This window comes from Streptomyces radiopugnans (genome assembly GCF_900110735.1).
GTDB lineage: Bacteria > Actinomycetota > Actinomycetes > Streptomycetales > Streptomycetaceae > Streptomyces > Streptomyces radiopugnans.
Genome location: NZ_FOET01000019.1, coordinates 104977 through 116720, shown reverse-complemented (window position 1 = coordinate 116720; position 11744 = coordinate 104977). Strand labels below are relative to the sequence as shown.

9 protein-coding genes and 1 pseudogene are annotated in these 11744 nt (G+C 71.9%); 3 read left to right on the top strand and 7 right to left on the bottom strand.

The window, feature by feature from the left end; all coding sequences use genetic code 11:
- Together BMY40_RS24955 and BMY40_RS24950 are read right to left on the bottom strand one after the other, a co-directional pair.
- Positions 1 to 318 (bottom strand): carboxyl transferase domain-containing protein (locus tag BMY40_RS24955; protein WP_281250800.1); only part of this gene is annotated, 318 nt, incomplete at its 3' end.
- A 19-nt stretch (positions 319 to 337) separates the two neighbouring features.
- Positions 338 to 1402 (bottom strand): polyprenyl synthetase family protein, encoded by a 1065-nt coding sequence (locus BMY40_RS24950; RefSeq protein WP_245770309.1) that lies wholly within the window; start codon positions 1400 to 1402, stop codon positions 338 to 340.
- An 860-nt stretch (positions 1403 to 2262) separates the two neighbouring features.
- Here BMY40_RS24950 and BMY40_RS24945 point away from each other — a divergent pair.
- Positions 2263 to 4407 (top strand): MMPL family transporter, encoded by a 2145-nt coding sequence (locus tag BMY40_RS24945; RefSeq protein WP_093663035.1) that lies wholly within the window; start codon positions 2263 to 2265, stop codon positions 4405 to 4407.
- 118 nt (positions 4408 to 4525) lie between these two features.
- A complete protein-coding gene (locus BMY40_RS24940; protein WP_245770308.1) occupies positions 4526 to 6547 on the top strand; it encodes an ABC1 kinase family protein in 2022 nt (673 codons plus the stop codon).
- 74 nt (positions 6548 to 6621) lie between these two features.
- Here BMY40_RS24940 and BMY40_RS24935 read toward each other — a convergent pair whose 3' ends face one another.
- From BMY40_RS24935 to BMY40_RS24920, 4 genes are all read right to left on the bottom strand, one after another.
- Positions 6622 to 7407, bottom strand: coding sequence for an IclR family transcriptional regulator (locus BMY40_RS24935; RefSeq protein WP_093663034.1), 786 nt, complete (start codon positions 7405 to 7407; stop codon positions 6622 to 6624).
- Between the two features lie 171 nt (positions 7408 to 7578).
- On the bottom strand, positions 7579 to 8175 hold the full coding sequence (locus BMY40_RS24930; protein ID WP_093663033.1) for a hypothetical protein: 597 nt from the start codon (positions 8173 to 8175) through the stop codon (positions 7579 to 7581).
- Between the two features lie 215 nt (positions 8176 to 8390).
- Complete coding sequence (locus tag BMY40_RS24925) at positions 8391 to 9182, bottom strand: LuxR family transcriptional regulator (protein ID WP_093663032.1); 792 nt, start codon at positions 9180 to 9182, stop codon at positions 8391 to 8393.
- Positions 9183 to 9247: 65 nt separating this feature from the next.
- Entirely contained in the window at positions 9248 to 9949 is a 702-nt protein-coding gene (locus tag BMY40_RS24920) for a helix-turn-helix transcriptional regulator (RefSeq protein ID WP_245770307.1), read from the bottom strand.
- 763 nt (positions 9950 to 10712) lie between these two features.
- On the opposite strand from BMY40_RS24920, the gene BMY40_RS24915 reads away from it, so the two are divergent.
- Positions 10713 to 11231: a 4'-phosphopantetheinyl transferase family protein gene (locus BMY40_RS24915; protein WP_177214123.1), complete on the top strand. Its 519-nt coding sequence runs from the start codon at positions 10713 to 10715 to the stop codon at positions 11229 to 11231.
- A 133-nt stretch (positions 11232 to 11364) separates the two neighbouring features.
- Here the strand turns inward: BMY40_RS24915 and BMY40_RS29195 are convergent.
- Positions 11365 to 11615: pseudogene (locus BMY40_RS29195) on the bottom strand (hypothetical protein); the annotation flags it as partial.
- Positions 11616 to 11744 lie beyond the last annotated feature (129 nt).

Below are 11744 nucleotides of genomic sequence, written 5' to 3'. Positions count from 1 at the left end.
GCGGAAGTCGTGGGCGTAGACGAAGACGGTACGGCCCTCGACCGTCCCCCAGCCGGTGACCACCCCGTCGGTGTACGGCCTGCGGTCCTCCAGGCCGAAACCGGTGGCGCGGTGCCGCCGCAGCGGCTCCACCTCCTGGAACGACCCCTCGTCCAGCAGCAGTTCGATCCGCTCACGCGCGGTCAGCTTGCCCTTGGCGTGCTGAGCCTCGGTGGCCTTCGGGTCGCCCTGGAGCACCTCCCGGCGCCTGCGGGCGAGTTCCGCGGCCCTGTGGTGCGTGGCTGCCCGTTCGGTTCGAGGGGCTGTCTCCTGCGGCATGGCCAACTCCCTGTTCCTCTCAGCCGGTACGGAAGGCCACGAAGTCGCAGAGGGCGTCGAGTGTGCGGCGCGCAGGCAGCGGTGGCAGGGACTCAAGCGCCCCCTTCGCCCTGGCCAGCCGCTGGTGCATGATCGCCTCGGCACGGGCGGTGGCCCGCGAGGAGGGGAAGAGTTCGAGGACTCGCAGGTGCCAGTCGGCTCCGGCAGCGGATCCGGCCTCGATCAGTTCGCGCAGTTCGGCGTCGCGCGGGTCGGTGTCCTCCCGGGCGAGCAGCACCGGGAGGCTGGGGACTCCGGCGAGCAGGTCCTGGCCCCGCTCCTTGCCGGTGAAGGCATCGGGGGAGGAGAGGTCCAGCAGGTCGTCGGCGATCTGGAACGCGATGCCGAGCTGTTCGCCGTACTCGATGAGGATGTCTGCGACCGCTTCGGGCGCGCCGGCCTGGAGGGCGCCGACCCCCAGGGCCATGGCCAGCAGCGCGGCGGTCTTGCCGGCCGTCACCTGGAGGTAGTGCTCGACGGGGTCCTCCCCCGGCGCGGGCCCGGCGAGTTCGCGCAGTTGGCCCGCGATCAGCCTGTTCGCCGTGTCGGCGTTGAGGCTGAACGCCCCGGGCACCAGGTCGGCGGCGAGCCGGGCGGCCCTGGCCAGCAGCCAGTCCCCGCCCAGGACGGCCATCCGGTTGCCCCACAGGACGTTGGCGGTGGAGGCACCGTGGCGGGTGGCGGCCCGGTCCACCACGTCGTCGTGGTAGAGCGAGGCGACGTGGACGAGTTCGGCGACGACGGCCGCCTGGACGACGCCCTCCCGCGACGGGTCCCCGAACTCCGCGGCGAGCAGCGCCAGGAGCGTTCGCAGCCGCTTGCCGCCCGTGGCCGTCAGATGCCCGGTGAGTTCCGCCGCCCTGGGATCGGAGGCGTCGCGGGAGCAGGCCTGGAGCCGCCTTTCGGCAGCGGCCAGCGCCCGGCCCAGACGGGCCTCGAAGTCCGGCCGGTTCGGACCGAGCCGGCTCAGGAGCACGGAGGAATACGACAGACGGCCGTCCGGTGAAGCGGGCAGCGGAGCCTCGTACAACTGCTTTGCGGTCACGAGGAAACTCATCCTGTCGGGCCTGCGGGACGGAAATCGCGGTCGGTTGCCTTCGGCCGTGATCCTCGCAGTCCGCCAAACGAGCGACAACCGGCCTGGCATGAAGGTGCCACCGTCCGCCCCGATGCCGCGAGGTTCGAAGTCCGGAAACGGAGAATCGGGGGGAACGGTGAAACGGAGAACGACATGGGCGGCGGTAATTCCCGCGTCCGGCCGTCCGGCCCGCAGTCCTCGCCCCGGCCGCGTGCCGCCGGGTCCGACCGGGGAGCGCCCCCAAGGCGCCGGACGTCTCCGGGGCCGGGCGCGCACGCCCGTCCCCCGGGTCGCGCGGGCGTGGCGGCGACGCGGCACCGGCTCGCTTGGCCGGGGCCGGACCGGAGGTGCGCGCACGCCGGGGACCGTCCGCTGCCGCGGGGCTCTCCGGAATCCGGTGGCGGCACCGGGCACGCCGAGGGAAACGAACGGCGAGCCCCGTGAACTGTTTGCCCGGCACCGGTTTTCCTTTTGATCCGGAAGCTTCGGGCGGGATTTTTCACCTTCCGTCACCATGCCGTGGAAGCGCGGCGGCCGAGGAGATCCCGATGATTTACCGCCGACTTCGTTCCGGCGGCACGGTTTGCGGGAATTCGGCAGGCGCCGGCCGGATCGGCCCGCGGGCGGTGAGGGTTCGGCCGGGGCAGCCGCCGCGGTCGCTTCCCGGGGGCGCTCCCGCCGGCCGCGCTCCGGCGGGAGGGGCGGGGCGGCCTGCCGGCGGCGAACGGCAACTTGATGCCAGATGCCGCTGGGAGCCGACGGCGACGGACGCACGCGGAAGACAATCGGTCCGCCTTATGAACCCCCTTTCGAAGGAGCCTCCCCCCATGTTCGGACGGGTCGGACGGGTCGCCGTCAGACATCCTTGGCTGACCATATTGGTGTGGGTGATCGCGGCGATGGGCACGGCAGCTCTGGCTCCGCCCCTGAAACCGGTCAGCGACCAGGCCGAATTCCTCCCCTCGCACTACGAGTCGGTGCGGGCCGGGGAACTCCAGGGACGTGCTTTCCCGCAGCAGGAGCAGCCTGCCTCCGTCATGGTCTTCCGCCGTGACGACGGCGGCAAGCTGACCGGGGAGGACCTGGCGGACGTGCAGAAGGTCGCCGCCGGTCTGGAGAAGGCTGGACTGGACAAGATCAAGAAGGTGGAGACCAGCGCGCAGGCCGTCTCCCCCAACCGCGAGATCGCCCTGGCGGGCATCGTCGCGACCACCAAGGACCCCTACAATGCCGATCTGCTTGATTCGATCAAGCAGATGCGGGAGGAGGCCAAGCCCCTTTTGAAGGGCACCTCCCTGCACATGGGGATCACCGGAGCCTCGGCGACCACGCTGGACACCCTGGAGTCCTCGGGTGACACCGACGCCATGATCATGATGGCGACCCTGGTGCTGATCGTCGTGTTGCTGGCCGCGATCTTCCGCAGCCCGCTGATCGCGATCCTGCCGGTCCTGGTCATCACCCTGGTCTTCGTGGTGGCCACCGGGCTGATCTCCACCGCCGCCGAGTTCGGCGGGTTCCAGGCGGACGCCTCGATCGGGTCCATCCTGATCGTGGTGCTGTTCGGTGTCGGCACCGACTACATCCTGTTCCTGCTCTTCCGCTACCGGGAGTTCCTGCGCCTGGGGCAGGAGCCGAAGGAGGCCATGGGCGAGGCCGTCGCCCGGGTCGGGGAGACCATCGCCTCGGCCGCCGGCGCCGTGATCGCCGCCTTCCTCGCCCTGCTGCTGTCCTCCCTGGGCATGCTGCGGGCCATGGGGCCCGCCCTGGCGATCTCGGTCGCCGTCACCCTGCTGGCCGCACTGACTCTGGTGCCCGCGGTCTTCTCGCTGCTGGGCACCAAGGCGTTCTGGCCGTCCAAGGCATGGCGCAGGGAACCGCGGCACGGGCTCGCCGCCCGGACCGCCTCCCTCACCGCGCGCCGCCCCGCTCTCGTCGCCGCCGCCTCCGGCGGTCTGCTGGCCGTGCTGGCCGCGGGCGTCCTCAACCTCACCACAGTCTTCGACAACGCCGGTTCGCTGCCGAAGAACCTGGAGTCGGTACAGGCGGCGGAGACGCTCGAGCGCGGCTTCTCGGCCGGCCAGACCGACCCGACCCAGGTGTTCCTGGAGGCGGAGGACGGCGGCAAGCTGGAGCGGAGCCAGGTCCTCGCCTACGAGAGGGAGCTGTCCGCGGCCGGTCTCGGGCAGGTCACACCCGCGGTCTTCAGCCCCGAGGGCAGCGTCGCCCGGTTCGGTGTGGTGCTCGAGCACAAGCCGGACAGCACCCAGGCCATCGACGTGGTCTCCGGACCGCTGCGCGACGCCGCCCACCAGGCCGCGCCGGAGGGCACCCGAGTCCTGGTCGGCGGCACCTCGGCGGTGCTCGCCGACATTCAGCACGCCACCCACCGCGACTACTCCGTGGTCTTCCCGGCCGCCGGAATCGCGATCATGGTGATCCTCGGGCTGCTGCTGCGCAGCGTCGTCGCCCCCTGGTACCTGATGCTCGCGGTCGGCCTGGGCTTCGCCGCGACGCTGGGATCCACCGTCTGGCTCTTCCAGAACCTCATGGGCGAGGCCGGTCTGCCCTTCACGCTGCCCGTGATCGTCTACCTGTTCGTCGTCGCGATCGGCACCGACTACAACATCCTGGTGGTGGCCCGGCTGCGCGAGGAGGTCAAGCGCGGTAACGCCCCGGCGCAGGCCGTCCGCCAGGCGATCACCCACTCGGCGTCGACCATCGGCACGGCGGCCGCCATCCTCGCGGGCACCTTCGGCGTCCTGCTGCTGGCCCAGAACTCCATGCTTCAGCAGATGGGCTTCGCCGTGGCCTTCGGCATCCTGCTCACCGCCTTCGTGATGGCCCTGCTGCTGGTGCCCGCCGTGACGACCCTGCTCGGTCACCGGACGTGGTGGCCCGGCCGCGTCACGCCGGACGCCGAGCCGGAGGAGGCTCCGGCGCGGGAGCCCGCCCTCGCCCGGCACGGGTGACGGACGGGATTGCCGCCCGGCCCCCGGGGGCCGGGCGGCGCTCCTCTTCGCGGAGGGGCGCCGGGCATCTTGTGATCGTGTCGTCCGACGGCACGGAACAGCTCCTACGATCAGCGGGGTGAAACCAGTCGCCGTTCTCCTGATAGCCGCGGCCGGCGCTCTGCTCGGCCCGATGATCATGGCTGTCGTGGCCCGCAGACTGCTCGGACTGCGAATCGGCAGGGTCCGCGCCCTTCTCACCGGGTGCGTGGGACTGCTGGCCGCAGGAGTGGTCGGCACCCCGATGGGTTCCGCGGCGAGCCGCGCCCCGCTGGTGACCGTGCAGCTCGGCGCGGCTCTGATCGCCGCCATGATCTTCCTGGCGCTCTCCGAGGCCGTGGTCCCCAGCGGGTCGGTGCGCGGCGTGGTCCGCTGGCCCGGTGCGGTGCGCCGCAGGCTGGCGCGCAGCCGGCGCTACACGCAACTCAGCAGAATCGCCGTGCGGCACGGGCTGCGGCGCTTCCTGACCGGCCGGCCCCGACGCGCCGGCAAGAGCCCGCAGGAGCAGGCGGAACTGGCCCGGTCCCTGCGGCTGGCGCTGGAGGAGGCGGGAGCCACCTTCGTCAAGCTGGGCCAGGTGCTCTCCTCCCGTTACGACCTGCTGCCCGACGTGTTCGTCGACGAGCTGAGCTCGTTGCAGCACGAGGTCGCCCCTGAACCCTGGCCCGACATCGAGCGGGTGCTGGCCGAGGAGCTGGGAGCCTCGCCGGTGGAGGTGTTCGCGGAGTTCGACCCCGAACCGCTGGCAGCCGGCTCCATGGCCCAGGTGCACCGGGCCCGGCTGCGCGGCGGCCAGGCGGTGGCCGTCAAGGTGCAGCGGCCGGGCGCCCGGCAGATCGTGGAGCGCGACCTGGACATCCTCTTCCGGATCAGCGACATGCTGGAGCGGCACACCCAGTGGGGCCGGACCGTCGGCTCCCGTGAACTGGTGCAGGGGTTCGCCGATTCGCTCCACGAGGAACTGGACTTCCGCACCGAGGCCCGCAACACCGTGGCCGTGGCCGCGAACGCCGCCCCGTCGGGGGACACCGGGCCCGCGGGCGGGGCCGGCGGCGGAGCGCAGCAGAGCACGGAGGACCAGAGCTTCGACATCGCGCCGCGCGTGCGGTTCCCCCGGGTCCACCAGGAACTGTGCAGCGAGCGGGTGCTGGTCGTCGAGTGGCTCGACGGGGTCACCCTGAACCGGGCCGACGCCGTCATCGACGCGCGCGGCCTGGACCGCGGGGAACTCGCCCGTGACCTGCTCGGCTGCCTGCTGGGGCAGATCATGTCCGAGGGCGTCTTCCACGCCGACCCCCATCCCGGGAACATCCTGGTCCTGGAGGACGGCAGGCTGGGCCTGGTGGACTTCGGCTCTCTGGGCCGGATCGACCAGATGCTCCGCTCCAGCCTGCGCAACCTGCTCATGGCGATCGACCGCGGCGATCCGCTGGCGATGTCCGACGCCCTGCTGGAACTGGTCGAGCGCCCCGAGGAGATCGACGAGGAGCGCTTCAAGCGCGCGCTGGGCCGCTTCACGGCCCGCCACCTGACCTCGGGCGCTCCCCCGAGCCACGAGATGTTCACCGACCTGTTCGTGATCGTGGCCCAGTACGGACTCACCGTGCCGCCCGAGGTGGCCGCGGCCTTCCGCGCGCTGACCACCGTGGAGGGCTCCTTGAACCGGCTCATGCCGGGATTCGACATCGTCGAGGAGGCACGTTCCTTCGCCTCCCGCGAGCTCACCCGCAGACTCTCCCCCCAGCACCTGAGCCGGTCCCTGGCGGACGAGGCCGCCGCCGTGCTGCCGATGCTGCTGCGGCTGCCGCGCCGGGCGGAGCGCATCAGCAGCGCGCTCGAGCACGGCAGGCTCAGCGTCAACGTACGGCTGCTCGCGGACGAGCGGGACCGACGCTTCATACGGGGCATCGTCCGTGACGTGCTGCTCGCCTTCCTCGGCGGACTGACCGGGGTCCTGGGCATGCTGCTGCTGGCCGCCGAGGGTGGCCCTCGCATCTCCGACTCACTGAGGCTGTTCGACGTCTTCGGTTACAACCTGCTGCTGGTCAGTACGGTGCTGGTGCTGCGGGTGCTCTTCACGATCACCAAACCGCAGCGGTGAGGGCGCCGGTGTCCGGTCGCGGCCGGACACCGGCGGGCCCTGCCCGCGGCGGTCGCGGCGGGTGGCCACCGCCGTCATCGCCCCCTCGGCGCGGCCGGTGCGCGCGGGGCGGCCGGTGCGGTGCGGGCCCGCTGCAGCGCGTCCCCCAGTTCGGCAGCCGAGTCGAACATGGCCGCGCCGAGCCGCCGGCTGGGGACCAGGCCCATCCGGCCCGGCGTACCCGACACTGACAGCGCGGCGACCACCCGGCCGTCCCCGCCGCGCACGGGCACGGCGTACGCGACCTCGCCGGGCACCATGACGTCGGCTCCCCTGGCCCAGCCGCGGCGACGCACCTGGGAGAGCTGGCCGGCGGTGAACCGGGCGCCGCGCAGCCCGTGGTAGATCTCCTCGGGCTCCTCCCAGGCGAGCAGCACCAGGGCGACCGCACCAGCGGTGACGGGTCTGGCCGTGCCCACCGGCGCCTTATCGGCGCCGACGGGTCCGGCCACACCGTCCGCGGAGGTCGCGACGCAGACCTGCACCCTCCCGCGGCGCCGCACGATGCGTGCTTCCAGCCCGGTCGCGGCGTGCAGTTCGGCCAGCACCGGAGCCGCCGCCCGGACCAGCCGGTCGTAGCGCGCCTGCACCGCCAGGGCGCCGAACCTGGGGCCGAGGACGAACCGTCCGCGGCAGTCGCGGGTGAGCAGTCCGAGCCGTTCCAGCGCCACCGCGATCCGGTACACGGTGGGACGGGCGAGGCCGCTGCGGGAGACCAGTTCGCTCAACGGCGCCGGGGCCTGCTCGACGATCTCCAGCAGTACGGACGCCTTGTCGAGCACGCCGACCCCGCTGACCCACTCCCGGGCCGCCGTGGTCATCGCCGGACCGCCGCAGGTCTGCGGCAAAGGCCGCCGCCGTCGACGCACGCCACCGCCCGGCGGCCCGGCAGCCGCCTGCGCAGCGGCGCCGAAACGGCGTGAGGACACAGCCGGATGTGGTCGGTGCCAGGTGGCATGGTGTTCCGCTCTCCTCCCCGCGCGGGATGGTCGTCAGTCCAGGGCGCCGGGGCCGTCCCCGGACACCGCTTCGATGTCCTGGGCGGTCCGGCGGATCAGTCCCGCCCGGCTGCCGCCGTCCGGCTCCGGTGCGACCGGGCGGCGGCAGCCGAGGGGGCCGGTGTGGGCGCGCACGCTCTGCTCCCGGCCCGTCGGCGAGGTGAGCCGGCGGGCTGCGGCCCCGGTCCGGCCGCCGCCGTACGGCCGCGCGGCGGCGTTGGTCACCCCCGGCCGGCGCCGGAGGGCCAACACCGTGTCCCGCGGCCCGACGGCGAGCGCCCCGGCGGCGAGGGCGGTGTACCCGCCCGGGCGGCGGCCCGCGCAGGCGGCCACGGGCCTGCCGGTCGCCCCGCACCGCACCGCCCCGCAAGGGGCGGTCACCGCGCCGGCGCGCACCGAGAGCCGCGCCAGGCCGACGCGCCGGAGCCGTCCGGCCGGGGTGCGGAGCGGCGGTTCGGGGAGGTCCTCCCCGGTGGACTGGGAGATCCCCGCGGTCGCATCCCGGGACAGGGGGCCGCGCCGGAACCCGCCCACCGCCTGCCTCGGCCTCCCCGGACCGGGAAACACCAGGCCGACCGGCCGCTGAGTCATGGATCCGCCTTCCGCACGGAAATGCACCGGGGCAACGGGGACCCGCCGGTGCCAGGGCCGAGGCGTGCGGGTCCCCGCGTACCGGCGGCCTGCGGGGGGGGTGGCGGGCCGCCGGGGACGGGAAAGCCCTCGAACCGGAACTCCGTCCCCGGCTTCATCCAACTGTGCGGCGCGGGAGAGGGGCAACGCCCGTTTCATGAAGCTGCCAGGCCGCTTCACGGGCCGGGATCACCGCCCTGCCCGGGCCCCGTCGTGGGCGGGAGCAGCCCCAGCTCCGCGGCCCGGACCCCCGCCTGGAAGCGTGAGCTGGCCCCGAGCAGCGTCATGATCTCCGCGACGTAGCGCCGGTAGGTCCGCACGGAGACCGTCAGCTCGCGGGCGGCGACCTCGTCGGTGACCCCGGCCCGCAGGGCGCAGAGGATCTGCCGGATCAGCAGTGCCCTGTCACGGTCGCCGAAGGCGATGCGCTCGCCGACGGGCACCGAGCTGCACCAGATGCTCTCGAACAGGGTGTGCAGGACCTGCAGCACCTCGGGGGCCTTGATGAGGGAGGCCCGGCGGCCGGCCGCGGACCCGGCCACCACCAGGGCGGCGGTGCCATCCGTGGTCAACACCTCCAACGGCGGCAACCGGGCCACCCGGACCGCCGCCGGCCCGCCCCGGTCCGGCCGCCGGCGCAGCAGGGACTTCTCGATCAGCTCCGGACTGACCAGCAGCCGTGTCGGGACCGTGTCCCGCGCGTACTGCAACAGACCGTTCTCCATCCATCCGAAGCCCTCCAGCTGCTCGCCGGGGCCCGGTGCCCGGGAGTGCAGGACATCGACGCTCTCCTCGGCACTCTCGATCAGCTCACGGGCGACACGCATGATTTTCCCGTAGCCCCCGGTGACCGCCGTGATGAGCTGCTCCCGCCGGCTGCGGTCGCGATGGATGACCATGGTCGACTCGATCAGCTCCCTGACCTGTAGAAGGGCGTACTCGAACTCGTCCCCGGGACGTCTGCACACGCTGTGACCCCACAATCACCGTCGGCAGTTCGTTCTCACGGTTACTTCACACCGGCCGCACCGCGTCACACGGCGGATTGCCGCTCCTGCGGCAGCAACCCCAACTCGACCGCTCGCACGCCGGCCTGGAAACGGGAGGACGCGTCGAGTTCCCGCATGATCTCGGCGACATGCCGCCGGTAGGTACGCAGCGACACCTGCAGGTCACGCGCGGCGGCGGCGTCGGTGTGCCCGGCCCGCAGCCGCTCCAGGATGCGGCGCGTGAACTCGGTGCGCAGCCGGGGGCTCAGTTCCGTGTGGCCGAGGAACCTGCGCCCGCGCGACCACGCGCTCGCGTAGAGCAGCTCCAGAGCGCTGACCGCCGTGGTGTCGGTGACGATCGCCGCCCGGCCGCCCCCCTCCCCGCCGGAGGCGGACCGCAAGAACGCCAGCGTGCCGTCGACCACCACCAGTCCGTTCAGCTCGTGCCGGAACACCCGGACCGCCGACAGGCGGCGGGACCGGTTGAGCACCACGTCGACGGCGGCGGGAGTGCACAGGACGCGCACGACCACTCCGCTCGGCACCTGTTCCAGGCTCCTCAGGACAGCCTCGGCGAACACGGCGCAGCCGGTGAGCGTCACGCTCACCGAGCGCCGGGCCCGCAGCACGAGCCGCTCCAGGGTCTCGGCGGTCACCGCGCCGTCGGTCCGCATCACCCCCGACACCGCGGCCGGACGCCGGCGGTGCAGGGAGACCGTGGACTCGATCAGTGCACGAGCCTGCAACAGCGTCTGTTCCAGGTGAGCGGCGTGGCTCTGGGCAGCGCTCCCCTCCAGTCCGCCGACACCTGGAAGATCGAATGCAGTACCTGCCACGTGTGATTCCCCCCATGATCGTTCAAAGCCTGCGTGCCCTTTCGCGCGTCTCAGCCCCGGTACCTCAGCCGGGCGACTCAGGCGGCCACCGTCGATCCGCCCGGCGCTTATTGAAAAAGCAAATACTCCGCACCGAACGCATGACGACTTGCCCCCCGGACAGTGACCCGCACGTTACGTCTCAGTCAGTGAGATCGCCTCGCAGTATGGCCGAAATCAAATGCAGAGAACCACAACTCTTCACCAATATTCGACCTTTCCCCCTCCCGCGCTGTCAGCAAGATGCAAGCCAGGTAACGGAATCAGTTGTTCCGATTCCATATGCGCGACTCTATGCGCACAGGGCGTCACCGAATGTGACATAGGTGTCCGCTAGCGGACACCCGACGGCCGACCCCCGCCCCTTTCTAACGTGGGAACCTACGGTGACCCGGTGCCTACAGGACACATACGGCCTCCCGGCCCCGCAACCCCTTTGACGCCCAATCGCCACGCCACCACCACTCACGTGTGGTGGTGGAAAGTGTCACCCAAAGGATCAAGCAGGACCGATATCGCCATTCTCGACACCGCAGAACGCAGTCGTGCAGACCAAATGAAATCCGCCGCCGCGGCCAACGAGTTCATTACCTGCCGAGCAGCAGTGCGTCGCATATTGTCCGAATTTCTTCAAGTGCCGACCGGCTCGATAACAATTGGTCGGAACCCTTGCCCCAAGTGCCACAGCCGGCAGCACGGCCCACCCGCGATCCACCGCCCCGCCACCGACCGGTGGATCAGCATCTCCCACACCACCGGCCTCGGCCTGCTGGCCGTCTCCCCCTTCCCCGTCGGCGTCGATGTCGAGGCGGTCCGCCAGGTACGCACCGACGAACTCGCCGACACCACCACCACCCCCGCCGAACGGCACGCACTGCTCGCCCAACCACCGGGCACCGCCCGCAGCACGGCATTCCTCCGCTGCTGGACCCGCAAGGAAGCCGTCCTGAAAGCCACCGGAGTCGGCATCGGCTCCGACCTGAACCAACTGGAAACCCGCTTCTGGGCCCCCGGCCCCGCCCACATCACCACCAACGCCACCGGCACCCCCACCACCTGGCGCGTGGACACCCTCCCCCTCCCCCACCCCTGGATCGCGGCCCTCGCCCTCCCCCACCACACCCCCCACGCCGTCACCCTCCAACACCACTGAACAACCACCACACCCCCAACCGCCCCCACACACAGACAAACCCGAAGAAAGATCCAACATCACCTGCGCGTCGGAGGTCGTTCCCGGGACTGTCGATCGAGCGGTGCGACGGGGGCGGTCGGGGTTGGTGGCAGGCTGCGGAGAGTCGGCCGTCGAAGGTGGTGTCGAAGGCGTTCAGCGCGGTCTTCCAGCGCATGGTCCAGCGGGCTTGACCCCGGCCGGTGGGATCCGGGCTCATGCGCGTTGACGGTGCAGACGACGCGGCGGATATCGGCATCGAAGCGGAGGAACGGGGTGAGCTCTCCCGCAGACTCCGTCCGGGGCCCCCACCCACACGTTCTCCCGCAGCCGCACGATCACCGGACACTTCCGGCCCCAGGCCTCGGTGTGAAAGGAGACGTCGGGCTCGACGCAGCCGACGGTACGTAGCCGCCGACGTGCTGAGGACGGCTCGTCGGGGCGGGGCGGCAGGGCGATCCGGAGTTGCGCGGCGGCCGGACGTTCTTCCGGTAA

Coding starts and splice junctions, on each gene's coding strand:
- BMY40_RS24935 (WP_093663034.1), bottom strand. CDS start 7,407: ATGACCACGGCGGCCCGGGAGTGGGTCAGCGGGGTCGGCGTGCTCGAC.
- BMY40_RS24945 (WP_093663035.1), top strand. CDS start 2,263: ATGTTCGGACGGGTCGGACGGGTCGCCGTCAGACATCCTTGGCTGACC.
- BMY40_RS24930 (WP_093663033.1), bottom strand. CDS start 8,175: ATGACTCAGCGGCCGGTCGGCCTGGTGTTTCCCGGTCCGGGGAGGCCG.